The organism is Cryobacterium sp. W22_MBD10_FK3 (assembly GCF_052113745.1).
In the GTDB taxonomy this organism is placed as follows: Bacteria; Actinomycetota; Actinomycetes; order Actinomycetales; family Microbacteriaceae; genus Cryobacterium.
This window is the reverse complement of record NZ_JBGQOH010000012.1, coordinates 39921-64648: the sequence shown is the minus strand read 5'-3', so window position 1 is coordinate 64648 and position 24728 is coordinate 39921. Positions and strand designations below refer to the sequence as shown.

General features: G+C 69.0%; 25 protein-coding genes. 7 read left to right on the top strand and 18 right to left on the bottom strand.

What is annotated here, in order from left to right; all coding sequences use genetic code 11:
- Positions 1 to 25: 25 nt before the first annotated feature.
- A complete protein-coding gene (locus ACEN2M_RS12410; RefSeq protein ID WP_441648442.1) occupies positions 26 to 652 on the top strand; it encodes a class I SAM-dependent methyltransferase in 627 nt (208 codons plus the stop codon).
- 39 nt (positions 653 to 691) lie between these two features.
- Here the strand turns inward: ACEN2M_RS12410 and dapF are convergent, their stop codons facing one another.
- From dapF to dapA, 15 genes are all read right to left on the bottom strand, one after another.
- Positions 692 to 1573, bottom strand: a complete 882-nt coding sequence (dapF, locus tag ACEN2M_RS12405; RefSeq protein ID WP_441648441.1) for a diaminopimelate epimerase — start codon at positions 1571 to 1573, stop codon at positions 692 to 694.
- Positions 1574 to 1608: 35 nt separating this feature from the next.
- A complete protein-coding gene (gene miaA, locus ACEN2M_RS12400; RefSeq protein ID WP_441648440.1) occupies positions 1609 to 2517 on the bottom strand; it encodes a tRNA (adenosine(37)-N6)-dimethylallyltransferase MiaA in 909 nt (302 codons plus the stop codon).
- Positions 2518 to 2523: 6 nt separating this feature from the next.
- Positions 2524 to 4197: a tRNA (N6-isopentenyl adenosine(37)-C2)-methylthiotransferase MiaB gene (gene miaB, locus ACEN2M_RS12395; RefSeq protein WP_441648439.1), complete on the bottom strand. Its 1674-nt coding sequence runs from the start codon at positions 4195 to 4197 to the stop codon at positions 2524 to 2526.
- A gap of 37 nt (positions 4198 to 4234) precedes the next feature.
- Entirely contained in the window at positions 4235 to 4849 is a 615-nt protein-coding gene (locus tag ACEN2M_RS12390; protein WP_441648438.1) for a regulatory protein RecX, read from the bottom strand.
- A gap of 5 nt (positions 4850 to 4854) precedes the next feature.
- Positions 4855 to 5997 carry a recombinase RecA gene (gene recA / locus ACEN2M_RS12385; protein ID WP_441648437.1) on the bottom strand — a complete coding sequence of 381 codons (1143 nt, stop codon included), beginning with the start codon at positions 5995 to 5997 and terminating at the stop codon, positions 4855 to 4857.
- A 335-nt stretch (positions 5998 to 6332) separates the two neighbouring features.
- Positions 6333 to 6554 carry a DUF3046 domain-containing protein gene (locus ACEN2M_RS12380; RefSeq protein ID WP_441648436.1) on the bottom strand — a complete coding sequence of 74 codons (222 nt, stop codon included), beginning with the start codon at positions 6552 to 6554 and terminating at the stop codon, positions 6333 to 6335.
- A gap of 87 nt (positions 6555 to 6641) precedes the next feature.
- Positions 6642 to 6950 carry a helix-turn-helix domain-containing protein gene (locus ACEN2M_RS12375; protein WP_110126242.1) on the bottom strand — a complete coding sequence of 103 codons (309 nt, stop codon included), beginning with the start codon at positions 6948 to 6950 and terminating at the stop codon, positions 6642 to 6644.
- A gap of 166 nt (positions 6951 to 7116) precedes the next feature.
- Positions 7117 to 7638, bottom strand: coding sequence for a CinA family protein (locus tag ACEN2M_RS12370; RefSeq protein ID WP_441648435.1), 522 nt, complete (start codon positions 7636 to 7638; stop codon positions 7117 to 7119).
- 1 nt (position 7639) lies between these two features.
- Positions 7640 to 8242, bottom strand: coding sequence for a CDP-diacylglycerol--glycerol-3-phosphate 3-phosphatidyltransferase (gene pgsA, locus ACEN2M_RS12365; RefSeq protein ID WP_441648434.1), 603 nt, complete (start codon positions 8240 to 8242; stop codon positions 7640 to 7642).
- Positions 8243 to 8245: 3 nt separating this feature from the next.
- Entirely contained in the window at positions 8246 to 11158 is a 2913-nt protein-coding gene (locus tag ACEN2M_RS12360; protein WP_441648433.1) for a DNA translocase FtsK 4TM domain-containing protein, read from the bottom strand.
- Between the two features lie 168 nt (positions 11159 to 11326).
- Positions 11327 to 12553, bottom strand: a complete 1227-nt coding sequence (locus tag ACEN2M_RS12355) for an ABC transporter permease (protein ID WP_441648432.1) — start codon at positions 12551 to 12553, stop codon at positions 11327 to 11329.
- A complete protein-coding gene (locus ACEN2M_RS12350; RefSeq protein WP_441648431.1) occupies positions 12550 to 13302 on the bottom strand; it encodes an ABC transporter ATP-binding protein in 753 nt (250 codons plus the stop codon). Before ACEN2M_RS12350 ends, ACEN2M_RS12355 begins: the two co-directional genes overlap by 4 nt.
- Complete coding sequence (locus tag ACEN2M_RS12345; RefSeq protein ID WP_441648430.1) at positions 13299 to 14378, bottom strand: hypothetical protein; 1080 nt, start codon at positions 14376 to 14378, stop codon at positions 13299 to 13301. The genes ACEN2M_RS12350 and ACEN2M_RS12345 overlap by 4 nt, the downstream gene beginning before the upstream one ends.
- Positions 14379 to 14559: 181 nt before the next feature.
- Positions 14560 to 16236 (bottom strand): ribonuclease J, encoded by a 1677-nt coding sequence (locus ACEN2M_RS12340; protein WP_441648429.1) that lies wholly within the window; start codon positions 16234 to 16236, stop codon positions 14560 to 14562.
- 85 nt (positions 16237 to 16321) lie between these two features.
- Positions 16322 to 17299, bottom strand: a complete 978-nt coding sequence (dapA, locus tag ACEN2M_RS12335) for a 4-hydroxy-tetrahydrodipicolinate synthase (protein WP_441648428.1) — start codon at positions 17297 to 17299, stop codon at positions 16322 to 16324.
- 113 nt (positions 17300 to 17412) lie between these two features.
- Between dapA and ACEN2M_RS12330 the strand changes: the two genes are divergently transcribed.
- From ACEN2M_RS12330 to ACEN2M_RS12310, 5 genes are all read left to right on the top strand, one after another.
- Positions 17413 to 17874, top strand: coding sequence for a TlpA family protein disulfide reductase (locus tag ACEN2M_RS12330; RefSeq protein WP_441648427.1), 462 nt, complete (start codon positions 17413 to 17415; stop codon positions 17872 to 17874).
- Positions 17871 to 18353 (top strand): DUF4395 domain-containing protein, encoded by a 483-nt coding sequence (locus ACEN2M_RS12325; protein ID WP_441648426.1) that lies wholly within the window; start codon positions 17871 to 17873, stop codon positions 18351 to 18353. Before ACEN2M_RS12330 ends, ACEN2M_RS12325 begins: the two co-directional genes overlap by 4 nt.
- 97 nt (positions 18354 to 18450) lie before the next feature.
- Positions 18451 to 18876 (top strand): OsmC family peroxiredoxin, encoded by a 426-nt coding sequence (locus ACEN2M_RS12320; RefSeq protein WP_441648425.1) that lies wholly within the window; start codon positions 18451 to 18453, stop codon positions 18874 to 18876.
- An 18-nt stretch (positions 18877 to 18894) separates the two neighbouring features.
- Positions 18895 to 19779 carry a TIGR01777 family oxidoreductase gene (locus ACEN2M_RS12315; RefSeq protein ID WP_441648424.1) on the top strand — a complete coding sequence of 295 codons (885 nt, stop codon included), beginning with the start codon at positions 18895 to 18897 and terminating at the stop codon, positions 19777 to 19779.
- 357 nt (positions 19780 to 20136) lie between these two features.
- Positions 20137 to 21117, top strand: coding sequence for a hypothetical protein (locus ACEN2M_RS12310; RefSeq protein ID WP_441648423.1), 981 nt, complete (start codon positions 20137 to 20139; stop codon positions 21115 to 21117).
- Positions 21118 to 21366: 249 nt separating this feature from the next.
- On the opposite strand, the gene ACEN2M_RS12305 is transcribed toward ACEN2M_RS12310, so the two are convergent.
- The gene (locus ACEN2M_RS12305) at positions 21367 to 21810 is read right to left on the bottom strand and encodes a tetratricopeptide repeat protein (protein WP_441648422.1); all 444 of its coding nucleotides are present in this window, start codon (positions 21808 to 21810) and stop codon (positions 21367 to 21369) included.
- Positions 21807 to 22622 (bottom strand): 4-hydroxy-tetrahydrodipicolinate reductase, encoded by an 816-nt coding sequence (gene dapB / locus ACEN2M_RS12300; protein ID WP_441648421.1) that lies wholly within the window; start codon positions 22620 to 22622, stop codon positions 21807 to 21809. The genes ACEN2M_RS12305 and dapB overlap by 4 nt, the downstream gene beginning before the upstream one ends.
- A gap of 256 nt (positions 22623 to 22878) precedes the next feature.
- Here dapB and ACEN2M_RS12295 point away from each other — a divergent pair, with 256 nt between their 5' ends.
- Complete coding sequence (locus tag ACEN2M_RS12295; protein WP_441648420.1) at positions 22879 to 23817, top strand: sigma-70 family RNA polymerase sigma factor; 939 nt, start codon at positions 22879 to 22881, stop codon at positions 23815 to 23817.
- Here ACEN2M_RS12295 and ACEN2M_RS12290 read toward each other — a convergent pair.
- Positions 23739 to 24728 (bottom strand): glycosyltransferase family 9 protein, encoded by a 990-nt coding sequence (locus ACEN2M_RS12290; RefSeq protein ID WP_441648419.1) that lies wholly within the window; start codon positions 24726 to 24728, stop codon positions 23739 to 23741. The genes ACEN2M_RS12295 and ACEN2M_RS12290 overlap by 79 nt on opposite strands.

Here is a 24728-nt window from a genome sequence, read left to right as displayed (position 1 = left end):
CCTCTTCTTTCGATAAGTTCGTTGTATGGCTTCCGAACACTATTTCTCGTCAGCTCCGGGCAGCGACCTGAAATTGCGGCAGATCACCGTAAAAATCGCCGGCCAGATCCGCGAGGTCACCACCGCTAACGCGATCTTCTCCCCCGAACACATCGACACCGGCACCAAGGTGCTCATGCGTGAGGCGCCCCTGCCCTCCGGCGGCGGCGATGTTCTCGACCTCGGCTGCGGCTGGGGACCGATCAGCCTGCACCTGGCGCTGGCCGACCCGTCCGCCACCGTCTGGGCCGTCGACGTCAACGAGCGAGCCCTCGAACTGGTGCGGATGAACGCCACCAAGTTGGGGCTCACCAACATCAACGCCGTCCTCCCGGCGGATGTTCCCGACACGCTGACTTTTGCGGGCATCTGGTCGAACCCGCCCATTCGGGTGGGCAAGTCCGAGCTGCACTCGATGCTCGAGCGCTGGCTGCCGCGTCTGGCGCCGGGTACGGATGCCTGGCTCGTCGTGCAGCGCAACCTCGGCTCCGATTCGTTGCACCGCTGGCTCGCCGAGGAGTTCCCCGGCGCCGGCCAGCCCGGCGCTCTCGAGGTCTCCCGCTACGCCACCGACAAGGGCTTCCGCATCCTGCAGGCGCACAAACCCGCCTGACCAGTCACAGCATCCGGCCCGAGCAACGCAGGGGTGCGATCAGGCGAGTTTGAGGGTTCCGTCGAAGACGAGGTCCGCCGGGCCGGAGAGGGAGACGTGTTCGCCGTCTTCGGTGGGGAACATCCGCACGCCGAGAACGCCGCCGGGCACCTCCACCCGCCACTGATTCGGCGCGCCCTGGCCGGCCCAGTGCCGGGTCGCCAGTGCTGCGGCGACGGCACCGGTGCCGCAGGAGAGGGTTTCGCCGCTGCCGCGTTCGTGCACGCGCATGCGGATGCGGCCGACACCGTCGACGACCAGCGGGTCGTGGGGAAGCACGAACTCCACGTTGGCGCCCTCGGCGGGCTCGGGATCCAGCTGGGGAATGAACGTGAGATCGGCGCTCTCCAGCTCGTCTTCGTCGGCCAGAGCCACCACGACGTGCGGGTTGCCCACGTTGATGCCGAGGCCGGGCCTGGCTACGGCGAGGTTCTTGGCGCGCACGAGGGTTTCGCCGGGTTCCAGGCGCCAGCGGCCCAGGTCTACCTGGTAGCCGGTGGCGTTGCGCTGCAGGTCGCGCACGCCGCTGCGGGTACCGATCGGCAGGGTCTCCCCCTGGCCGAGTTCGACCAGGCCCTGTTCGAGCAGAAAGCGGGTGTACACACGGATGCCGTTGCCGCACATCTCCGACACCGTGCCGTCGGCGTTCCAGTAGTCCATGAACCATTCGGCGTGCTCGTCCTCGGCCAGGGCTGCTGCACCGGCGTCGAGGTTGGCCGAGCGCACGGCGCGGATGATGCCGTCGGCGCCCACGCCGAACCGACGGTCGCAGATGCCTTGGATCTGCTCCGGGCTGAGGTCGAGAAGGCCGTCGGGGTCGGCAATCAGCACGAAGTCGTTGCCGGTGCCATGGCCCTTGGTGAAGTGGAGATCGATGCCCATGCCCTCAGTTTAGGGACTCGACAGGGCCTCGACCGTCAGGGCAGGTATCTGTCGGCCTGGTCGACCCGGTCGGTGTCGTCGGCGTCGATCCAGTGCGTGTGCGGGTCGCGTTTGAACCAACTGACCTGCCGGCGGGCGTACCGTCGGGTGAGCTGTTGGGTGGCCTCGACGGCGTCGGCCTGCGACAGGGTGCCGCGCAGCTGGCCGAGGGCCTGGGCGTAGCCGATCGCCCGGCTGGCGGTGACACCGCCTTCCAGTCCGGCCGGGATGAGCCCGCGCACTTCGTCCACGAGACCGGCCGCCCACATCCGGTCGACCCTGGCGTCCAGCCGCGGGGTGAGCACCTCGCGCGGCAGACGCAGCCCGAACGTGACGGCGGGCATCCAATAGACCGGGTCGCCGGGCAGCACGGCCACGTGCGGTGCGCCGGTCAGCTCGACGACCTCGAGCGCACGCACGAGGCGGCGCCCGTTGCTCGCGCCGATACGTACAGCCGACTCCGGATCGACGGCCTTCAACCGCTCGTAGAGCAGGCCGGGTCCCTGCTCCACCAGCTCCGCCTCGAGGCGGGTGCGCAGCACGGGGTCGGTGCCGGGGAACTGGAAGTCGTAGACGACGGAGGACACGTAGAGGCCGGAGCCGCCGACCAGAATCGGCACTGCCCCGCGTTCGACGATGCCGGTGATGGCGGCTCGTGCCTCCACCTGGTAGCGGGCGACGGTGGCCTCGTCGGCCACGTCCAGCACGTCCAGGAGGTGGTGCGGCACCCCGCGCCGCTCGTGAATGGGCAGCTTGGCGGTGCCGATGTCCATGCCCCGGTAGAGCTGCATGGCGTCGGCGTTCACGATCTCGGCCGGCCGGCCGGAGCGGATCAGCCGTTCGGCCAGGTCCAGGGACAACTCGGACTTGCCGGTACCGGTGGGACCGACGATGACAACGAGCACCGGGTTCTAGCGTTCCGCGTCGTCGACCGGGTAGATCGGAATAGTGGTGGCCCCGCCGTGCTGGTTGAGGTTGGCCAGGTTCAGGCTGGGCGCGGACGGACCGCCGACGCGCAGGGTCGGCAGACCGAGGGAGACGGCGCCACCGGTGGAGCCGGCCGGGGTGGGCACGCCGCAGGATTCGGCCTCTTGCCGGTCCCAGGCGTCCCCGGCGACGGTGCGGCGGATGCGGAGCGGTGTGCCGTCCAGGGAATCGGCGATGAGGTGGAACGGGGCGGCCTGGGTGACCGTGACGGTGACCACGTCGCCGGGGCGGGGCAGGTCAGAGCCGGCCGGCACGTCGAAGTGCACGAGTCTGCTGTCGGGCGCGCGCCCGCTGAGCCGGTGGGTGTCGGCGTCTTTGCGGCCCTCACCGTTGGCGACGAGAAGCTCCACCTCGCGGCCGACCACCTTGCGGTTCTCCTCCCATGAGATGCGTTCCTGCAGGGCGATCAGCCGCTCGTAGCGGTCCTGCACGACGGCCTTGGGCACCTGGTCGGCCATGGTGGCCGCCGGCGTGCCGGGCCGGATCGAGTACTGGAAGGTGAAGGCCGTGGCGAACCTGGACTCCTCGACGACCCGCATGGTCTCGAGGAAGTCCTCCTCGGTCTCACCGGGGAACCCGACGATGATGTCGGTGCTGATCGCCGCGTCGGGCATCTGGGCGCGTACCCGCTCGAGGATCCCGAGGAACTTGGTGGACCGGTACGAGCGGCGCATGGCCTTGAGCACCCGGTCGGAGCCCGACTGCAGCGGCATGTGCAGCTGGGGCATCACGGCGGGGGTCTCGGCCATGGCGTCGATGACGTCGTCGGTGAACGCGGCGGGGTGCGGGCTGGTGAAGCGGATGCGCTCGAGGCCCGGGATCTGGCCGGCCGCGCGCAGGAGCTTGCCGAAGGCGAGCCTGTCGCCGAACTCCACGCCGTAGGAGTTCACGTTCTGGCCGAGCAGGGTCACCTCGATGGCGCCGTCGTCGACCAGGGCCTGGATCTCGGCCAGGATCTCGCCGGGGCGGCGGTCCTTCTCCTTGCCGCGGAGGGCCGGGACGATGCAGAACGTGCAGGTGTTGTTGCAGCCGACCGAGATCGAGACCCAGCCGCTGTAGCTGGAGTCGCGTTTGGTGGGCAGGGTGGACGGGAACGTCTCGAGGGACTCGAGGATCTCCAACTGGGCCTCGCCGTTGTGCCTGGCGCGCTCGAGCAGACTGGGCAGCGAGCCCATGTTGTGGGTGCCGAACACCACATCGACCCAGGGTGCCTTGGCGAGGATCGTGGCCTTGTCTTTCTGGGCCAGGCAGCCGCCGACGGCAATCTGCATGCCGGCGTGCTTGCGCTTGACCGAGGCCAGATAGCCGAGGTTGCCGTAGAGCTTGTTGTCGGCGTTCTCCCGCACCGCGCAGGTGTTGATCACGACGATGTCGGCCTCGGCGCCCGCCGCCGACACGTAGCCGGCCGCCTCGAGGGAGCCGCTGAGCCGTTCGGAGTCGTGCACGTTCATCTGGCAGCCGAAGGTGCGCACCTCGTAGGTGCGGGCCCGGCCGGCGTCATCCCTCGCCGCCGCCGACGGTGCGATCACCGTGGTCGCGTGCGGCGACGGGTCGAGGGATGACGGGGTGGCGAGGGATGGTGCGGTGACGCTGCTCATAGTTCCCTCAGCTTACGCTTGCGCCGGGCCGCTCAGATCAGCGGAAGCGCACCGTTGACGTGCGACCGGAGCCTCGACGGGACGCGAGCGCGGCCTTGACGGCGTCGCGCACGACCGAGGAGGCGTACCCCTTGCGCATCAGGAAGCCGGTGAGCCGCCGATCAATCGTGGCGTCGTCGAACCGGTCCAGCTGCTGCACCCGTTTGAGCGCCAGTTCCGTGGCACGTTCGGCCTCGTCGTCGGGCATCTCGTCGAGCTTCTCCGCGATCAGTTCGGCGTCGAGCCCACGCTGGCGCATTTCGGCGGCGACGCCGCTACGCCCCAACCCCTTGCGCTCGTGGTGGCTGTGCATGATCTGATCGGCGAGTTTCTCTTCGTCGAGGTAGTGCAGTTCGGCGAAGCGTTCGAGGATCTCCTGCACCGCCTCCTCGTCGATATCGGTGGACCGCAGCAGCTTCTCGGCCTCGGAGACCGAGAGGGAACGACCCCGCAGGCGCTGCAGGAGCAGCTTCTCCGCGTGCTCGCGTTCCTCTGCGGCCTCGTCCACGGCGTCTGCCGCCTGCTCGGCGGGGCTGGCCCCGGGCAGGTAGGTCACCGGGGCCAGGTCGGCACGGTCGGGCGTGCGTTCCGGGGAGGCTTCGAAGCGGACCATGACGGCTAGGCGCCCTTGCGTGCGGCACCCTTGGGCGCGATCGAGGCAACCTTGGCACCGTCGGTACCGGTGGCCGCTCCGGTTGCGGCGGCCTCGGCGGCCGCTGCGGCAGTGGCGGCGTCGTCGGAGGCCTTTTTCGCGGCCTTGCCCTCGGCGCCGACGCCGAGCTTGTTGAGGATCTTGGTCTCGATCTCGTTGGCCATATCGGCGTTGCGCAGCAGGAAGTTGCGCGAGTTCTCCTTGCCCTGGCCGAGCTGATCGCCGTCGTAGGTGTACCAGGCACCGGACTTCTTGACGATGCCCTGATCGACACCGAAGTCGATCAGGCTGCCCTCACGGGAGATGCCCACGCCGTAGATAATGTCGAACTCGGCCTGCTTGAAGGGCGGCGCCATCTTGTTCTTGACGACCTTGACCCTGGTGCGGTTACCGACGGCTTCGGTGCCGTCCTTGAGGGTCTCGATGCGACGAATGTCCAGGCGCACCGACGCGTAGAACTTCAGCGCCTTGCCGCCGGCGGTGGTCTCGGGGCTGCCGAACATCACGCCGATCTTTTCGCGCAGCTGGTTGATGAAGATCATGGTGGTGTTGGTCTGGCTGAGACCACCGGTGAGCTTGCGGAGGGCCTGGGACATCAGGCGGGCCTGCAGACCCACGTGGGAGTCACCCATCTCGCCCTCGATTTCAGCACGCGGCACCAGGGCGGCCACGGAGTCGATCACGATCAGGTCGATCGAGCCGCTTCGCACCAGCATGTCGGCGATTTCGAGCGCCTGCTCACCGGTGTCGGGCTGCGAGACCAGGAGAGCATCGATGTCGACGCCGAGCTTCTTGGCGTATTCGGGGTCGAGGGCGTGCTCGGCGTCGATGAAGGCGGCGATGCCGCCGTTCTTCTGCGCGTTCGCGATGGCGTGCAGGGTGAGCGTGGTCTTACCCGAGGACTCCGGTCCGTAGATCTCCACGATGCGGCCGCGGGGCAGCCCGCCTATGCCGAGCGCGACGTCCAAAGCGATCGACCCTGTGGAGATGGTCTCAACGGGTGCGCGCTCGTCACTGCCGAGGCGCATGACCGAGCCCTTGCCGAACTGGCGGTCAATCTGGGCGAGGGCGGTGTCGAGTGCCTTCTCGCGGTCTGCTGCTGATGCCATGGTGTGCTCCTTTGGGTCGTGCGCGTGGCGCCTATAGGCTGTCGTTTCGATCAGCGGGAGGACCCCGGTGATCGCCCTCGACAAGGCAGTTGCGCTGTTGTCGTTGACGAAGCCGACTGTACGCAGCACCCCCGACACTGGCCGGGCGGCACGGCGACGGTGGACAATCCGTCTTCGACTACTACTGTGGAGGAGCCTACCAACAACCGAACAGACATTCGACGCTGGCGCGGTGTGTCGGAAACTCGTCGTGAAACACCGAACGGCCCGGCTGGAGGGCCGGGCCGTGTTCGGTTCATGGTCTTGCTGCCTGTGTCGCTGCCGGATCGGCCGGTTCAGCTGCGGGCCGGGGGAAGCCCGGCGCCGTGTCGCCGCGCCTGCGGGACATCCGTTTCAGCGCAGAGGGCCAACCAGACGTCGCGGGCGGGGACCCCGCCGGCCAGAGCCTGATCGGCGGTGCGGCCCAGCGCACCGAGGACGAGGTCCCGGGTGAGCACCCGACCGTAGCTTTCGCCGAACTCGTCTTTCAGGGCCTGACGAAATTCGCTCAATCGCATGCTGTGCTCACTCGGTTGACGCTCGGGTGGTAGCCAGAGACTGAAACCTCAGCCGCTGACTACCCTGGGGGTTGGGGTGATGGCCGATCAACGCACCATCATGCTGGCGTCGAACTTGGCGACCAGCTCGTCGGGCACGGTGTCGGGGAAACGATCGATTCCCTCGATGACGGCCAGGCGATCGCCGACCTCACGCATGATCACCGAAATCGGTGTATCCAGCGCGTCTGCGACCGAAGCAAGGATCTCTGAGGAGGCTTCCTTCTGACCGCGTTCAACTTCAGACAGGTAGCCGAGGGCCACGCTTGCCTTGCTCGCAACCTGACGCAGGGTGCGACCCTTCTGCAGGCGGAAGTCCCTGAGCACATCGCCGATTTCCTGACGAACAAGAATCATCGGAACCTCCTTCTTCGTGCTGTCTAGACTGCTGGGGCCCACTCAACCGGTCAGTTTCGTGTGGCGGATGGCCAACAGTACTCTATCCATCCGACACCTCGAGATTACCGAGAATGACTGGACTTTTCTTGTGAATATGTGTTCTGTAACCCGCCGGTAACACGAACTATTCCGCGATCTCCGGCTTTATAGATTCCATCAGCTCACTCACAGCTTCGATGGCGAGCGCAACGGTCTGCGCCCGGATCTGTGCCCGGTCGCCCGTGAGGTGGACCGGTATGGCCCGCACCTTATCCCCGAACGCCAGTCCGAGGAAGACCGTGCCGACGCGCTGGCCGTCCTGCTCCTCCGGACCGGCCACCCCGGTGGTCGAGATGCCGATATCGGCCGGACGACCGGCCACCGCCAGGGCGGTGCGCACGCCCGTGGCCATCTGCCTGGCCACCTCGGGGTGCACGGCGCCGTGCTCGGCCAGCAGGGTCTCGTCCACACCCAGCAGGGCGTGCTTGAGCGGGGTCTGATAGGCCACCACTCCCCCGGCCACGACCGCGGATGCGCCGGGGATGCGCACGAGGTCGGCCACGAGCAATCCGCCGGTCAATGACTCCGCCACCGCGATGGTGAGGTGCCGGGAGGTGAGGGCGGCGACCAGCGCGGCTGCGGCATCCGCGGGCAGGTCAGCGGGCACGTCAGGAATTCTTCGACGGCTTGGCGTGCTGGTTCTCCCGGCGGGCGGCGACGAGGTATTCGATGCCGGTGTAGACGGTGAGCAGCAGGGCGAGGGTCATGGTGATGGTGTTGACCCAGTTGATCCAGTCACCCAGAACCAGCCAGAGCGGCAACAGGGCCAGCGAGATCGCCACCGATTGGGCGATGGTCTTGAGCTTGCCGCCGCGGGACGCCGGGATGACCCTGTCGCGCAGCATGGCGAAGCGGAACACCGTGATGCCGATCTCGCGCACCAGAATGACGATGGTGACCCACCAGGGCAGTTCGAGAAGGATGGACAGGCCGATCAGTGCGGCGCCGGTGAGGATCTTGTCGGCGATCGGGTCGAGCAGCTTGCCGAGGTCGGTGACGAGGTTGTACTTGCGGGCGATGGCCCCATCGACGCCGTCGGTGGCGATGGCCACGATGAAGAGCAGTGCCGCCCACCAGCGGAGGGCCCCGTCGGCGCCGTTGTCGACCAACAGCATCCAGAAGAACAGCGGTGCGAGCAGGATGCGCACGACGGTGATGATGTTCGGGAGGTTCCAGTTGGACGCCTTGGCCGGGGTGGTCGGTGTAACCATGGGTCAGTCCCTGTCGGTGAGTTGCCAGGCGTCCTCGTCCGAGTCGCCTTCCTCTTCAGCGTACCCTTCGCTCATCTTCGCCACCGGGTCGTCGGCGTAGCGCGGGTCGGGCGTGGGCTGCTCGTGCGCCTGCGACCGCTGGGACTCCTCGAACTGGGAGCGTGCGGTGGCCGCGTGGTGCTCGGCGTCGGAGCCGCGCAGCTTGGCCAGCACGGCCGGCAGCTGCTCGGCGGTGACGAGCACATCGCGGGCCTTGGAACCCTCGGACGGGCCGACGATCTCGCGGGATTCGAGCAGGTCCATCAGGCGGCCGGCTTTGGCGAAGCCCACGCGCAGCTTGCGCTGCAGCATCGAGGTGGAACCGAACTGGGTGGAGACCACGAGTTCGGCGGCGGCGAGCAGCACCTCGAGGTCGTCGCCGATGTCGGAGTCGATCTCCTTGCGCGGCGCCTCGGCCGAGACGTCGGGACGGTAGTCGGGCCTGGCCTGCTGGGTGACGTGCTTGACCACCCGTTCGATCTCGGCCTCGTTCACCCAGGCGCCCTGCACCCGCAGCGCCTTGGAGGCACCCATCGGCAGGAACAGGGCGTCGCCCTGGCCGATCAGCTTGTCGGCGCCGGGCTGGTCGAGGATGACCCTGGAGTCGGTGACGCTGGTGACGGCGAAGGCGAGGCGGGACGGCACGTTGGCCTTGATCAGACCGGTGACGACGTCGACGCTGGGGCGCTGGGTGGCCAGTACCAGGTGAATGCCGGAGGCGCGGGCGAGCTGGGTGATGCGCACGATGGAGTCTTCGACGTCGCGCGGGGCGACCATCATGAGGTCGGCGAGCTCGTCGACGACCACCAGCAGGTACGGGTACGGCTTGAGGGTGCGGGCGCTGCCGGCCGGCAGCACGATCTCGTTGTTGACCACGGCCTTGTTGAAGTCGTCGATGTGCCTGAAGCCGAAGCTGGCCAGGTCGTCGTAGCGCATGTCCATCTCTTTCACGACCCACTGCAGCGCTTCGGCGGCCTTCTTGGGGTTCGTGATGATGGGGGTGATCAGGTGCGGAACGCCGGCGTATGCGGCCAGTTCGACGCGCTTGGGGTCGATCAGGACCATCCGCACGTCGCTGGGCTTGGCCCGCATGAGCAGGCTCGTGATCATCGAGTTCACGAAGCTGGACTTACCCGAACCGGTGGATCCGGCCACGAGCAGGTGGGGCATCTTGGCGAGGTTCGCGATGACGAAGCCGCCGCCGACGTCCTTGCCGACGCCGATGGTCATCGGGTGGGTGCTGTTGGTGGCGGTGCTGGAGCGCAGCACGTCGCCGAGGGTGACGATCTCGCGGTCGGTGTTGGGGATCTCGATGCCGATGGCGCTCTTGCCCGGGATGGGCGAGAGGATGCGCACCTCGTTGGAGGCGACGGCGTAGGAGAGGTTCTTGCTCAGCGCGGTGACCCGCTCGACCTTGACGCCGGGGCCGAGTTCGATCTCGTACTGGGTGACCGTCGGGCCACGTGAGAAGCCGGTGACCCTGGCATCCACCGAGAACTGGCTGAGCACCTCGGTGATCGACTTCACGATCTCGTCGTTCGCGGCGGACCTGGCCTTGGCCGGCGGGCCGGCGATGAGGGTCGTGGCGGAGGGCAGCACGTATGGCAGCGCCGGCTGCTCGCCGAAGGCGAGATCGGTTGCCGACCTGTCGACGGCCGTCGCGGCCTCGTCGAGGTCGTCCAGCCCCGGCAGCACCTCGGTGAGGCCGACCGGGTCGTCGGCGTGCAGGCCTGTGGAGTGCGGCACTGCGGCCACTTCACCGGTGAAGCGCTTGATGGCTTCCTCGGCCTTGAGCAGGTCCTCGAGCACCTCGGTGCCGTAGTGGTCGTTGTGGATCGGGGGAACGTGGGCCTGGGGTGACTCGAGCGCCGTCTCGAAGCCGCCCTTGGCGGCATCCGGGCTGTGGTTGAGCAGCGTGCTGAGCGGGTCGGCGGCCGGCGGGTCGGCTTCGTGGGCGTCGCTGGAGATGGCGCTGCTGAAGTCGGGGTCTTCTTCGCGTTTGCTGGTGTTGCGGCGCCACCAGGGCAGGGCGCCCTCGTCGGTCTCGTCGTCGTGGGCCGGGTCGAGGCCGTCGAGTTCGATCTGCTTGGTCTTGAGGGCCTGGATGCGCTCCTGGCGGATCTCCTTGGCGGCGGCGCGCTCCTCGGGGGCCGGCAGCGGTGCGCCGAACAGCCAGGCGTAGAGTTCGCGGCTGCGTTCGCCGATCTTGTTCGGCGGCGTCTTGGTGATGATGAACAGGCTGAGGATGAGCAGCAGGATCACGACGATGGCCGCGCCCACCGTGGTGATCAGGAAGATCAGGGGGGCCGCGATCATCCAGCCGATCACACCGCCGGACAGGGCGAGCACCTCCATGCCCTGGCTGGGCGCGGGCTGCCCGCCGAAGATGTGGCAGAGCCCGGAGACTGTGACCAGCAGCAGGGACAGGCCGATGCCGATCCGGCCGTTGTCGTGCACCGAGCTGGGGTTGCGGAACAGCCAGATGGCGAACAGCAGCATGATCACCGGCAGGGCGAAGGCGACCCGGCCGAAGAGGCCGCCGAAGGTCCAGGCGTCGAGGGTCTGCGCCACCGGGTCGTTGATCAGGAACCATTCGATCACCGCGCCGGCGATGGCCAGCAGCACGAGGAAGAAGGGTAGGCCGTCCCGGCGTTCCTCCTTGGAGAGCTGCTCGGGGCCGAGGGCACGGGCGGCGCCTCCGGTGACGTGGGCCAGGCCCATCCACATGCGAACGGCGATGCCCGGTTTGGGCTCGGTCGCGGTGAATTTGACGGTCTTCTGGGTCGCGGTGCTGCCAGCCTTCGTGCGCGCGGTCGTTCCGGTGCCGCGCGCAGGCGTGCTGCGGGCACGCCCGGTCGACTTAGTGCTCGTAGCCATGTGTTCCACGGTACCGCCGAGTGCCGACATCGGCGTGAGCCCACGCCCAATTTGCCGGGCGGCACAGCTGCCCGGGCCCACGAAAGCGGCCCTGTGGCTGCTTCGGGAGGGCCGTGGTGACCACACGGCCGCTTTCGCGGGCTGTCAACCTCGTGGGCAACGGCGCGGTCAATAGCGGATGGCGTCGATGACCTTGACCCGCACGGCCACCAGGGCCGGCAGCAGGCCGGCGAGAGCGCCGACCACGGTGGCGCAGACCAGGCCGAGGATGGCGGCCTCCACCGGGAACGGCGGGAAGTCGGTGACCATGCCCTGACCGATGAACTCCTGCAGCATGGGGTTGGTCACGATGAGCACGGCCCCGATCACGCCCACCACCCCGGCCACCAGGGTCGCCACGATGCTCTCCATCATCACCGAGAAGAACACCCGCCCTGCGGTGGCACCGAAGCTGCGGCGCACCCCGATCTCACGGATGCGCTGCTTGAGCGTGACCAGCGCGATGTTCACCAGGCCGAGGGCGCCGAGCAGCAGCACCAGGGCGGCCACTCCCCCGACGAGAAGCTTGATCGACGCGAACGGGTCCTCGTTGAACGCGGCGAAGTCCTGCCGGCTCACCTGCACCTGGGTACCGGCACCGAGGGCGCCCTGGATGTCGCGTTGCAGGGCGGCGGTCAGGTCCTCGCTCGCCCCGACCGGCACCCAGAGTTCGTAGTTGGGCATGATGGCGCCGGCGGCGACCTGATCCGCCGGGGTGAGCGCGAGCACCGTGTCGGTCAGCAGGAACATGGCCGGTTCGGTGTCCCAGGAGCTGACCGGGTAGACACCGGTGATGACCGCGGTGGTCGGTCGGTCGCCCACCAGGGTGGTGGTCGGGTGGCTGGCGAGGTCCGGCCGGCCGAGCCGGTCGTAGAACACCTGGTTGACCAGGACCGCCGGTGCGAGCCGCTGTTCGTCGCCGGGGGCGAACCAGGATCCTTCGCTGAGTTTGAAGCGGTGCATCGTGCCGTAGGCCTGGTCGACGCCGGTGACCCGCACGGGCACGACGCCATCCGTGAACTGCACGTTCTGGCTGGAGTAGACCACCCGGCTGGCGTAGTCGATGCCATACCGCTCGAGTTCGGTGGTCCAGAGCTCCGCCATCACATCGTCGTCAACGGGCATGCCGTCGTTCGTGGCCACGTAAAGCGACAGGGTGGCCGACCGGCCGCTCTGCTGCTCGCTCTGTTCGAGCATGGCCTGCTGCGCCACGGCGCCGAGTCCCACCACTGTGGTGATCGCGCAGACGGCGACGGCCACGCCGATCAGTGAGAGCATCACCCGGGTCTTGTGGATGCGCAGTTCCTGCCAGGCCTCGACGAAGGATCCGACCACGTTGCTGAGCAGCCGGTTCACGCGGGCACGGTTTCGAACTCGTCGTCGTACGGAACGGGCGGTGCGGCGGGCACGGTCTCAGCGGCCGCGCCGACAGCTGTGAGCACACCGTGGTCCAGTCGCAGGTGCCTGGTGGCCAGCGCGGCGATGGCCGGGTCGTGGGTGATGGTGATCAGGGCGGCGCCAGAGCCCGTGGCCACCTCGTCGAGCAGGGCCATCACGTCGGCGCCGGTCTCCAGGTCGAGGGCGCCGGTGGGTTCATCGGCCAGGATCAGCCGCGGTCCACGCACCAGCGACCTGGCAATGGCCACCCGCTGCTGTTCACCGCCGGAGAGCTTGTCTGGCATGGCACTGAGCCGGTGGCCGAGGCCCACCCTGTCGAGCATCTCGGTGGCGATGCGGGCGCGCTGCCAGAACTGCTTGCCCTGGGCGTAGAGCAGCGGGGTCATCACGTTCTCGAGCGCGGTACGCCCCTGCAGCAGGTTGAACTGCTGGAAGATGAAGCCCACATCGCGGCCGCGCACACGGTCGCGCTCCCCCGAGGAGAACGACTTCACCGGACGGTTGTCGAAGTCCAGCTCACCCGAGGTGGGGTTGTCGAGCAGGCCGAGCAGGTTGAGCAGGGTGGACTTGCCTGAGCCGCTGCGTCCCACGATGGACACCCTGTCGCCCACCTCCACGTCGAGGTCGACGCCGGACAGGATGGTCAGCGGCGGGGCATCGATCAATTGCACGGTGCGGGTGACGCCGGCCAGGTGCAGCAGGGTCACCTGACCATCACCGCTGAGGGATCGCAGAAGGTGGTGCCGTCGGGCATCGGCGTGCACCCGTCGGCGGAGGGGGCGACAGCGCCGGGCACGAACTGGTTGATCAGGTCGCCCTCGGCCAGGCCCTCGAGAACCTGCACCGAGATGCCGTCGTTCATGCCGAGCGTCACCGGGCGTTCCTCGGTGCTGCCGTCGGGCAGCACGAACCAGACGACGCCGCTTTCGGCGGAGCCCTGCACGGCCGTGGTGGGCACGACGAGAACGTTCTCGGCCTTGCCGCCGGCGATGGTGATCTGGGCGGCGAGGCCGGGGAAGACCGTGACGCCGGCCGGGATCGCGCAACTGACGGTGGTGCCCGAGGTGCCGCCGCCTCCCGAGCCCGGCGTCTGGTCGGTGGCGCCGCCGGTGCCGCCGGCATCCGCCCCGGCCAGCGGGGTGCTGATGCGCAGGCCCGTGCAGGTGAACGGCGCCGGTCCATTGGTGATGGCGATGGAGGCCTCGGTGGGCTCGGTGACGAGCCTGTACAGCTGCTCGGGGCTGAGCGATCCGCTCACCGAGTAGGTGGGCGGGGCGACCTGGCCGGTGGTGTCACCGATCGTGACCGCCTGGCCGTGAATCACCGTGAGCGCGCTGAGCACCCCGTCGGCCGGGGCGAACACCTTCTCGAACGTGACCGCCGGCTTGGGCTGGTTGATCGCCACCATCCCGGTGGCGGGGTCCGTGGTCTCCACGGGGTCGGCAACGGTCTCGACCTTGATGTCGTAGATCTTGTCGCCGGCCGCGACGCTCTGGCCGGCGGTGAAGAAGATCTCGTCGACGGTGCCGGCCGCCACGGCCTTGACGGGAACGGCGGCATCCGCCGAGACCGTGCCAGGCAGCGTCACGTCGTTGGTGATCGTGCCCAGAGCCACCGGGATCTGCGGTTCGACGACCTGGCCGGTCGGCTGGGCCGGGTCCTGGGCTTCGGCGGAGTCGGCGAAGAACGCCAGTTTCACCAGGGCCACGGCAATCGCCGCGACCACGAGCAAACGGAGGATCGGAAAGACCCATTTGCGCATCACATTCACTGATTCCCCCATGCTCGCACCGCACCTGCACGGTGACGGCTGGCTTGAGCCTAGGGGCAGAGCACGCCGGTCAGGGCGACTTTCGGGCAAAATCCTCCTGAAGGATGACCCCCCGATCTGGCGGTGCCGGCGAACGCGTCAACCCCCGGCGCCGAGGCGGCCGGGGGCTGACGGATGGTGCTGGTGCTGTTGGTTACGCCTCGATGATCATCGGAACGATCATCGGGCGGCGGCGGAACGACGCCTGCACCCAACGGCCGACGGTACGGCGCACAACCTGGGTGAGCGCGTAGGTGTCGTGGGTGCCGTTCTGGGCTGCCTCGGCCAGGGCGGCCTCGATCTTGGGCCGCACGGAGTCGAAGACCGAGTCGTCTTCGGCGAAGCCCTTGGCGTGGATCTCCGGGCCGACGATGACCTTGCCTGTGGACTTGTCCACCACGACGATGATCGAGATGAAGCCTTCCTCAGACAGGGTGCGCCGGTCGGTGAGGTCGGCTTCGGTGATCTCGCCCACGGTGGAACCGTCGACGTACACGTAGCCGAGGTCGAGCTGGCCGACCTTGGTGACCACGCCGTTGCGGAGGTCGAGCACGGTACCGTCTTCGGCGAGGATCGCCTTCTCGACGGGCACCCCGCTCTGCACGGCGAGCTTGGCGTTGGCCACCAGGTGGCGGTATTCGCCGTGCACGGGCAGAACGTTCTTGGGCCGCAGCACGTTGTACACGTAGAGCAGCTCGCCGGCGGCAGCGTGTCCGGAGACGTGCACCTTGGCGTTGCCCTTGTGCACGACGTTCGCGCCCAGCTTGGTGAGGCCGTCGATGATGCGGTAGACCGCGTTCTCGTTGCCGGGGATCAGGCTGGAGGCCAGGATGACGGTGTCGCCGGGGCCGACCTCGATCTGGTGTTCCATGTTGACGATGCGGCTGAGCACGGCCATCGGCTCGCCCTGCGAACCGGTGGACATGTAGACGATCTTGTTGTCCGGGATGTTCCCGGCCTTCTTGAAGTCGATGAGCACACCGTCGGGCACCTTGAGGTAGCCGAGGTCGGCGGCGATGGTCATGTTGCGCACCATCGAGCGTCCCAGCAGGGCCACGCGGCGGCCGTTGGCGTGCGCGGCGTCGAGCACCTGCTGCACACGGTGCACGTGGCTGGAGAAGCTGGCGATGACCACGCGGCGCGGGGCGCGGGCGATGACGTCTTCGAGCACCGGGCCGATGGCGCGCTCGCTCGGGGTGAACCCGGGAACGTCGGCGTTGGTGGAGTCGACGAGGAACAGGTCGATGCCCTCTTCGCCCAGGCGGGCGAAGTCGCGCAGGTCGGTGATGCGGTTGTCCAGCGGCAGCTGGTCCATCTTGAAGTCACCGGTGTGCAGCACGCTGCCACCCTCGGTCTTGATGGCCACGGCCAGCGCGTCGGGGATCGAGTGGTTGACCGCGACGAATTCGAGGTTGAACGGGCCGAGACGCTCCTTCTGGCCCTCCTTCACCTGCAGGGTGTACGGGGTGATGCGGTGTTCCTTGAGCTTGGCCTCGATGAACGCCAGCGTCAGGCCGGAGCCGATCAGCGGGATGTCCTGGCGGAGCTTGAGCAGGTAGGGCACCGCGCCGATGTGGTCTTCGTGGCCGTGCGTGAGCACGACACCGACGATGTCCTTCAGGCGGTCCTTGATCGGGGTGAAGTCCGGCAGGATCAGGTCGACACCGGGCTGGTGCTCTTCGGGGAACAGCACGCCGCAGTCGACGATCAGGATTTTGCCGTTGATCTCGAAGGTGGTCATGTTCCGGCCGATTTCGCCGAGTCCGCCGATGGGCGTGACGCGAAGCGTTCCCTTGGGGAGAGCGGGCGGTGCGTATACGTCGTTGGGCATAAGCCCTCCTATTGTGAAATTGGTGGTTCTGGAGTTTGTGGTGCTTGGAGTTCGTGGTGGTGCGAGGTGGTGCTGCGTTCAGCGTCTAGCGGGTGGTTCCGGCGACCTTGGGCAGGGCGCCACCGGCGGCGGCGTTGCGGTCGGGGCGGAAGTTGGTGAAGTCGACGCCCGGGATGTTCCGGACGAGGTCGATCTCGTCCTCGATCATGGCGGCCTCGGACTCTTCGGGGCCGACGAGGGGCAGGCGCACCCGGGGGCTGGAGATGCGGCCGAGCCCGTGCAGGATGTACTTGGCCGCTACGGTGCCGGGCACGTGGGTCATCACGGCGCGCACGAGCGGCTCGAGCTGCTGGTGCGCCAGCGTGGCGGCCTTGAGGTCGCCGGCGTTGACGGCATCCACCATCTGGCGGTACGGCTTGGCCGCGATGTTGGCGGTGACGCCGATGAGGCCGGTGGCGCCGATCGATAGGTGCGGCAGCACGTTCGGGTCGTCGCCGGAGAAGTAGAGCAGGTCGGTTTGGTTGAGCACCCGGCTGACCTGGGCGAGGTCGCCCTTGGCGTCCTTGACCGCGAGGATGTTCGGGTGCTTCGCGGCGCGCAGGATGGTCTCGTAGGTGATCGGGATGCCCGTGCGGCCGGGGATGTCGTACAGGATCACCGGCAGGTCGGTGGCATCCGCGATCATGCGGAAGTGCGTGAGCACCCCCGCCTGGGTGGGCTTGTTGTAGTACGGCGTGACGATCATGTTGCCGTCGGCGCCGGCCTTCTCGCTCTGCTTGGCGAGTTGCATGGCGTGCGCGGTCTCGTTGGAGCCGCCGCCGGTGATGATCTTCGCGCGGCCGGCCGCGACGTCCTTGCCGACCTCGACGAGCCGGATCTTCTCGGGGTCGGTGAGGGTGGAGGTCTCTCCGGTGGTTCCGGTGACGACGATGCCGTCGGCGCCGGCGGTGATGACGTCGTCGATGTGCTTCTCGACATCGGCCCAGTTGACCTCGCCGTCAGCCGTGAATGGTGTCACCAGGGCGACGAGGACCTGCCCGAAAGGGTTGTAAGGAGTAGACACGTTTTACAGGTTATCGTCTAGCGCGCCGTCTCGCGCCTTCGCGCCAGGGCCCGCGCGCGTCATCTGCCGTCACAAGCCGCTTCGGCGGCCCGTCGCGGCGTAGCCTCGCCTGCATGAATCCCGCCGCCGCCCTGCTCGTTCTGGTGCTGCTGGTCGCGCTGACCACCGTGCTCGGACTGGCCTGGCGTCGCCGGCAGGGCCGGGTCACCACGGTCTTCGACAGCGCAGACACCGTCACGGCCGCGCAGCTGGGCCTGCCGGCGTCCGAGGCGCCGCAGGACTTCGGCCGGGAGGCCACCCTGCTGCAGTTCTCCACCGAATTCTGCGCACGCTGCCCCGGCACCAGCGTCCTGCTCGGCCAGGTGGCGGATGCCCGCACCGGTGTGCGGCATGTGGACGTGGACCTCACCCATCGCGCCGACCTGGCTCGGCGGTTCAACGTTCTGCAGACGCCCACCACCCTCGTGCTCGACGGGGCCGGCCGGGTGCGCGCCCGGGTGGGCGGCGTTCCCACCCGGTCCGCCCTGCACGCCCACCTGGACGATCTGGTGCGCACGAACGGGGACGCCCGATGACCCGCACAGCCCCGGTCCCGGGCAGCCGCGCCGGCATTGACCCGCGCGGCCCCCGGTTCGGCGCCGGCATCACCGCCGTCGTGCTGCTCACGGTGATCTTTCTGGCGCTCGTGGGCGCATCCGTCGCCGCCCTGACCCTGTTGGCCCTCCAGACCGCGGTGTTCGCCTGGGGCGCCGTCGCCGGCGTCGCCCGGCATCCATACGGGTTGCTCTTCAAGGTCGTGGTGCGCCCGCGGCTCGGCCCGCCCGCCGCGCTCGAGGACCCGGCGCCGCCCACCTTCGCCCAGGGAGTGGGCCTGCTGGTCGCCCTGATCGGCGTGGTGCTCGGCTTGGCCGGGGTGACGGCCGCCGTTCCCGTCGCTGCGGCCGCCGCGTTCGTCGCCGCGTTCCTGAACGCGGTATTCGACTACTGCCTGGGCTGCCAGCTCTACCTCCTGCTGGTGCGCGCCAGGGTCATCGGGCGCAGCCCGGCCTCCTGACCGCGGGGACGATGAACCTGCCTGTGCACCGTGAATTTCCTGTGAACGACCCAGGCCCGGTGGTTAGGCTGGTGGTCCACTTCCAGGAGGTAACACCATGGCCCTGACCAGCGAAGCAACCACCGTATGGACCGGCGACCTGATGACCGGGTCCGGCACCGTCACGCTCGATTCCTCGCACGGCGGGTCGTTCCCGGTGAACTGGAAGGCGCGCGCCGAGGGCACCGCGAACACGACCAACCCCGAGGAGCTGCTCGGCGCCGCGCACGCCTCCTGCTTCTCCATGGCGCTGGCCAACACTCTGGCCTCCGCCGGTCACACGCCGACCAACATCCAGACCACCGCCGCCGTCACCTTCGTCGCCGGAACCGGCGTCACCGGCAGCCACCTGTTGGTGAGCGCGACCGTGCCCGGCCTTTCCGAGGAGGAGTTCGAGGCGTTCGCCCAGGACGCGAAGGTGAACTGCCCGATCTCGCAGGCGTTGGCGGGCATCCCGATCACCATCGAAGCCGAACTGGCCTGAGCGGCGGTCGGCAACCTCATGCGAGTACTTGTTTCCGGGGCCTCCGGGCTGGTCGGCACCGAATTGACCCGTCAACTGGAAGCCGCCGGGCACACCGTGCTGAGCCTCGTGCGGCGCCCGCCGCGCTCCAGGTCGGAGTTCCGCTGGGATCCGGCGTCGCTGACGCTTGACCCCGCCGTGCTCAACGACGTGGACGCGGTGATCAACCTGTCCGGTGCCTCGATCGGGCGGCTGCCCTGGACGAAGTCCTACCGTCGTCAGATCATGGAGTCGCGCGTGCAGGCCACACGCACCATCACCGACGCCATGCGCCGGGCCGACACCCCGCCCACCGTGCTGCTGAACGCATCCGCCGTGGGCATCTACGGCAACCGGCCCGGGGAGGAGCTCACCGAGGAGTCTGCACCCGGCTTCGATTTTCTCGCCACCGTGGTCTCGGCCTGGGAGGCGGAGGCCCGGCTGGCCCCCGAGGGCACCCGGGTGGTGATGCTCCGCACCGGGCTGGTGCTCGCCAAGGGCGGGGCGCTCAAGCCCCTCATGCCGATCGTGCGGCTCGGCCTGGGCGGTCCGCTCGGTCGTGGCAACCAGGTCTGGCCGTGGGTGAGCCTGCACGACGAGGCCGCCGCGATCGTGCACCTGCTCACGTCGCAGCTGAGCGGCCCGGTGAACCTCACCGGTCCCACCCCGGCGACCGCCAACGACGTGATCCGGGCCGTCGCGACGGCGCTCCGCCGGCCGTTCTTCGTTCCGGTACCCGAGATCGCGTTGACGCTTGCGCTGCAGGATGCCGCCAGGCAGCTGTTGCTGGCCGACCAGCGGGTCAGCTCGGCGAAGCTGGTCGCCGACGGGTTCCGCTTCACGCACCACACCGCCGCCGAAGCGGTCACCTGGATGCTGCGTTAGGCCTCGGGCACACCCCGCGGCGTCCTCGCGCCGCGGGGCTGCCTCGCGCCGCGCGGTTGCCTCGCGCCGCGGGGCTGCCTCGCGCCACGGGGCTGCCTCGCGCCGCACCTGATCTCGTCGTGCGGGGTAGGCGCCGTGAGGCGGGTGGCGCGCCGTGCGCCCAACGGCGCCTACCCCGCATAGCTCGAGTGGCCCGCTCCATGGCGCCAGCTCGCTCGGCGTGAAACCGTACGGGGCCGCGCACGTCGACTCTCCGCGGTGCAGACGGGCGCTCCTCCACAGGGGCGTCTGGCCGTCGTTTCAGACCGACCGCCCCGGGTGGCGCCGGCCCTTGTGCCCCGCGCCCACACTCGCCCGATGACTAATCGCCGAGAACAACCGTCTGACCCGCCCGAGGTCATCCTGGCCGCCGAATATCGGCGAGCGCTTGGCGCAGACCTGCGCCTGCGTCGCGCCGCCGAGCGCGGCTACCTGCACCGCATCGGCTGGGGCCAGTATTGCCCCGCGGCGGTCTGGGCCGGTCTCGACCGGGATCAACGGTACGCGCTGAGGGTCCGCGCCGCGTCGCTGGCCCGCGGCAGCGCGCTACCGCTGTCGCACCAGTCGGCGGCGGCGCTGTGGCAGCTGCCGATCCTGGCGCCGTGGCCCGATGAGGTGCATTTCCTCGGCCAACGGTCAACCGGGGGTCGCTCGGAGCCGGGCATCCGTCGCCACACTGTGGGCTTCGACGCCCGAGATGTGGACGTTCGGGATGGCGTTCTTGTCACGTCGGTCGCCCGCACGGTGATCGAACTCGCGACCGCGGTGGATCTCCGGTCGGCAGTCGCCGCGGCCGACCGCGCTCTGGCCGTGGACCGGACGGGCCGGACACCCCCGCTCACCGACCGGGCCACCCTGCTCGAAACCTGGCACCGGATGCTGCCGTTTCGGGGTTCGGTGCGGGCGCGCACGGTGATCGACTTCGCCACGCCCCTGTCTGGGTCACCCGACGAGTCGGGCAGCCGAGTGACGATCGCGTTGGCCGGTTTGCCGGAGCCGGAGTTGCAGCATCCGTTCGTGATCGAGGACCGCACTGTCTTCTCCGACTTCTTCTGGCTTTACCTGCGCGGAGTCGGCGAGAGCGACGGCCGGGTGAAGTACTTCGATCCAGCGATGCTCGACGGGCGCACTCCGGCCGAGGTGGTGTACGAAGAGAAACTCCGTGAGGATGCCATTCGGCTACAAGTTCGCGGTTTCGTGCGCTGGGACCACGCGACCGGGATGAGCGTGCCGCGGTTGACCGCGCGGCTGGCACACCTGGGCTTGACCCCGGGCCGCCCTCGGCTGGCCGAGCACTGATTTCGCCGACGTTGAGCGGGGCAGCGGCCCTCGGATGCGTCAACTCGAGGTATGCGGGGCAGGCGCCGTTAAGCGGCAGGCGCGCCACCCGCAGAGCGGCGCGGCACCCGCATATCGGCTGGAGCGACCCCGCCGCGGCCCGACGTCCGGGGCGCCGCACCCGCATAGCGGCGCAGCCCCCGCATAACGGTGCAGCCCCCGCATAGCGGTGCAGCCCCCGTGATACAGCCAGAGGCCGGCGCGGTCGGGTTAGGCCGCGGACTTCTCCAGGCTCATCGCGGTGCGGAGCGCCGACCGGGCGCGGCGGCGGTCGCCGGACGCGTCGTAGGCCAGGCCGAGCCGGAACCAGGCCCGCCAGTCCTTGGGCGCGGCATCCACGGCCTCCTGGTACTGCGGGAATTGGGCGTCGGCCGCCTCGCGGTATGGCCGTCCGCTCGGGCGGGTGGGCAGGTCGTTGACCGGCAGGGCGCCCTCGGCGTCGAGCTGTTTCACCAGGCGTTCGCAGCGCACGCCGAAGTTGATCTCCCGCACCAGCGCCCAGGCTCCGATGAGCGGCAGCACGATCAGAGCCACGCCGATGAGGATGCCAACGGGGTCGCCGCTCTGCACGAAGAGCACCGCGCGCCAGCCGACGAGCACCAGATAGAAGACCAGGAGGGCGGCCATCACGATGACGGCGATGCGACCCTTCATTCGCCGGGCTCCATTTCAGCGTTCTCGGGCCCGGCGGGCGGCCCCGCGGGCGCCGCAGCGGGCTCGACCACCTCGCCGGAGAGACCCAGGTCGATGAGCTGGTCAAGTCCCACGGTCACTCCCACACAGTCGCGCGTGGCGGCCAGGGCCACCAGGATGCCACGCTCGTAGGCGTCGGCGGAGAGGGTGTTGTGGGTGATCGTGAGGGTCTCCCCCGAACCACCGAAGATCACGTCCTGGCGGGCGAGTACACCGGCCAGGCGCAGGCTGTGCACCGGGACCGTGGCGACCTGCTGGCCGCGGGCGCGCTGGTCGATGTGCGGGGCGGCGACGGGGCCGAGGCCGGCCCTGGCAACGGCCATCAGCTCGGCGGTGCGCACGGCCGTACCCGACGGGGAGTCGACCTTGCCGGCCTGGTGCGCTTCGACGATCTCGATGGAGTCGAAGAAACGGGCGGCGAGGGCGGCGAAGGCGGTGCCGAGCACCGAGCCGAGCGAGAAGTTGGGGATGATCACGGCGCCGACGTCTGTGCGGCCCTTGAGCTTGTGGCCGAGCGCGTCGATGCGGGGCTGCGACCAGCCCGAGGTGCCCACGAGCACCCGGATGCCGTTGGACACGGCGAAGTCGACGACGCTCTGGCTGACGGCCGGTGCGGTGAGATCGATCGCCACATCCGCACCGAGCATCTCCGACAATGCGCTGGTCGAGTCGAGCCGGGCCACCAGGTCGTACTCCGCGTCGTTCTCCACCAGGGCGCAGACCAGGCGACCCATCTTGCCCGTTGCGCCGATGACGGCCACCCGTGTTGTCATGCTGCCAATCTACCAAGCGCCTGAGCCGGTTTTCGGAGCGTGCCTGCCGCCGCAACGTCGGCGACGGCGCGCAGTCAGGGCGCCGAACAGCCGGCATCGGCACAGAAGGCCCGACCGAAGCCGGGCCAGCGTGCAGGCCGGCAGGTTGAGAAGGCGGAGAAGCAGTGCTTCTATCTGTCGGGAAAGACTGCAATGCCCTTTGTCCCAATGCGGGAGTACGAGAGCGCTTCCGCACCGAGCCGGAAGAGGTGTCAGCGTGGCCGATCCATCCGCCGGAGACGTCCCGGCCCAGTCACCACAACGCTCGGTCTCCCGCCGCAGGGAAGCCGATGAACTCAGGCGTCAGCGCACCGCTGCCCTGTTCGCAGCCGCAGCCGACTGCCCGGCTCACGCCAGGCTCGGCATCCACCAGCGCATCGTTCTGGACCACCTGGAGATCGCCGAGGTCGTCGCGCGGCGCTACGCGGGCCCGCGTTCGGACTGGAGCGACCTGAAACAGGTAGCCAGTCTGGGCCTGATCAAGGCCGTCAAGGGTTTCGACCTCGACAAGGGCAGCGACTTTGTGGCCTACTGCGTGCCCACCATCGCCGGGGAGGTCAAGCGTCACCTGCGCGATCACGGCTGGTTCGTTCGACCACCCCGCACCGTACAGGACCTGCGGGCCCGGATCGCCGTGGAGACCCAGTGGTTGATCCAGACCCTCGGCCGCGAGCCGTCTGCCCGCGACCTCGCCACCGCGCTCTCGGTGGGGCTCGGCCAGGTGACCGAGGCGCTGCAGAGCGAGGGCAGTCTGCGGCCGGCGTCGCTCGATGTCGGACAGGATGCCGATAGCGACGATCCCGCCCACCCGCGCTCGTTGCTGGAGGTGCTCGCCAGTGACGATGCCCTGCTCGCGCGAGCCGAAATGCGGGTGCTCGTGGTGCAGGCCTGCCGTGGGCTCACCGATCGGGAACGGCACATCGTCTACCGGAGGTACTTCGAGGACTGGACCCAGGCCGAGATCGCCATGGAGTTGCAGGTCACCCAGATGCAGGTGTCCCGCCTGCTCGGCGGCATCCTGGCCAAGTTGCGCCTGGAGATGAACCCGACGTCAACGCCGGATGTGTCCGGGCGCGGTCAGCCCGCCCGGCCGAGGGAATCGACGGCGGCGATGACGTCGGCCGGCGTCACGGCCAGCAGCGCCGGGTCCGGGTGATCGGCGAACGGGTCACCGGCCCGGTGCGGGTCGCCGGTGAGGGCGATGTGCGGTCCGTCGGCCGGCGGCCCCCACAGGGCCGGCGGCACCGGCCCGAACAGCACCACGGAGGGTGTTCGGTAGGCGCTGGCCAGGTGCGCAGCGCCGGTGTCTGCGGACACCAGCACGCCCGCGTCCGCGATGAGTGACGCGAACTCGGCCAGGCCGAGCCGTCCCGCCAGGTTGGCACCTCCGGGCAGCCCGGCGGCTCGCACGACCGCAGCGGCCCGACTATGGTCCGCGGCGCCACCGCTGACCAGCACCAGTCGCCCATTATCGCTGAGGGAGCGGGCCACGGCCGCGAAACGATCGGCCGGCCAGCGCCGTGAGGCATAGGCCGCGCCCACGTGCACCACGGCGGCGCCCGACAGAGAACCGGGCAGAGAACCGGGCAGAGCACCGGGCAGGACCGGCCGGGCGATGCTGATGTCGCCGGGGTCCGCCGGCATGCCGTGTGCCTCCATCAACCGGGACCAGCGCACCCGCTCGTGCAGGCCGTCCTGCCAGGCCGGCCCCGGCCAGCCGGGCTCGCGATGCCCGATCTTGCGCCGCGCGGCGAGAGCGTCGAGCAAGCGCGTGCTGACCGGGCCACGACCGTGCAGGTTCACCGCGATGTCGGCGACGCCCGCGCGCATCCCGATCGGCGCCTGCACGCCGGATGTGGGCAGCACAGTGTGAATGCCGCCGACCAGGCTCACCACGGGCTCGAGCCAGCTCGGCGTCGCGAGCACCAGCCGGTGTTCGGGGCAGCTCCTGGACAGGGCGCGCAACGCCGGCACCGCGGTCAGGAGGTCGCCGAGCCCCAAGGCGCGCAGCACCACCAGCACGGGCCGGTCGGAATCCGGGGCCGGTCCGACGGACAGATCTGACAT

Coding starts and splice junctions, on each gene's coding strand:
- ACEN2M_RS12410 (WP_441648442.1), top strand. CDS start 26: ATGGCTTCCGAACACTATTTCTCGTCAGCTCCGGGCAGCGACCTGAAA.
- dapF (WP_441648441.1), bottom strand. CDS start 1,573: ATGGGCATCGATCTCCACTTCACCAAGGGCCATGGCACCGGCAACGAC.
- miaB (WP_441648439.1), bottom strand. CDS start 4,197: ATGAGCAGCGTCACCGCACCATCCCTCGCCACCCCGTCATCCCTCGAC.
- ACEN2M_RS12390 (WP_441648438.1), bottom strand. CDS start 4,849: ATGGTCCGCTTCGAAGCCTCCCCGGAACGCACGCCCGACCGTGCCGAC.
- recA (WP_441648437.1), bottom strand. CDS start 5,997: ATGGCATCAGCAGCAGACCGCGAGAAGGCACTCGACACCGCCCTCGCC.
- ACEN2M_RS12380 (WP_441648436.1), bottom strand. CDS start 6,554: ATGCGATTGAGCGAATTTCGTCAGGCCCTGAAAGACGAGTTCGGCGAA.
- ACEN2M_RS12375 (WP_110126242.1), bottom strand. CDS start 6,950: ATGATTCTTGTTCGTCAGGAAATCGGCGATGTGCTCAGGGACTTCCGC.
- pgsA (WP_441648434.1), bottom strand. CDS start 8,242: ATGGTTACACCGACCACCCCGGCCAAGGCGTCCAACTGGAACCTCCCG.
- ACEN2M_RS12360 (WP_441648433.1), bottom strand. CDS start 11,158: ATGGCTACGAGCACTAAGTCGACCGGGCGTGCCCGCAGCACGCCTGCG.
- ACEN2M_RS12345 (WP_441648430.1), bottom strand. CDS start 14,378: ATGGGGGAATCAGTGAATGTGATGCGCAAATGGGTCTTTCCGATCCTC.
- ACEN2M_RS12340 (WP_441648429.1), bottom strand. CDS start 16,236: ATGCCCAACGACGTATACGCACCGCCCGCTCTCCCCAAGGGAACGCTT.
- ACEN2M_RS12330 (WP_441648427.1), top strand. CDS start 17,413: ATGAATCCCGCCGCCGCCCTGCTCGTTCTGGTGCTGCTGGTCGCGCTG.
- ACEN2M_RS12325 (WP_441648426.1), top strand. CDS start 17,871: ATGACCCGCACAGCCCCGGTCCCGGGCAGCCGCGCCGGCATTGACCCG.
- ACEN2M_RS12320 (WP_441648425.1), top strand. CDS start 18,451: ATGGCCCTGACCAGCGAAGCAACCACCGTATGGACCGGCGACCTGATG.
- ACEN2M_RS12315 (WP_441648424.1), top strand. CDS start 18,895: ATGCGAGTACTTGTTTCCGGGGCCTCCGGGCTGGTCGGCACCGAATTG.
- ACEN2M_RS12310 (WP_441648423.1), top strand. CDS start 20,137: ATGACTAATCGCCGAGAACAACCGTCTGACCCGCCCGAGGTCATCCTG.
- ACEN2M_RS12305 (WP_441648422.1), bottom strand. CDS start 21,810: ATGAAGGGTCGCATCGCCGTCATCGTGATGGCCGCCCTCCTGGTCTTC.
- dapB (WP_441648421.1), bottom strand. CDS start 22,622: ATGACAACACGGGTGGCCGTCATCGGCGCAACGGGCAAGATGGGTCGC.
- ACEN2M_RS12290 (WP_441648419.1), bottom strand. CDS start 24,728: ATGTCAGATCTGTCCGTCGGACCGGCCCCGGATTCCGACCGGCCCGTG.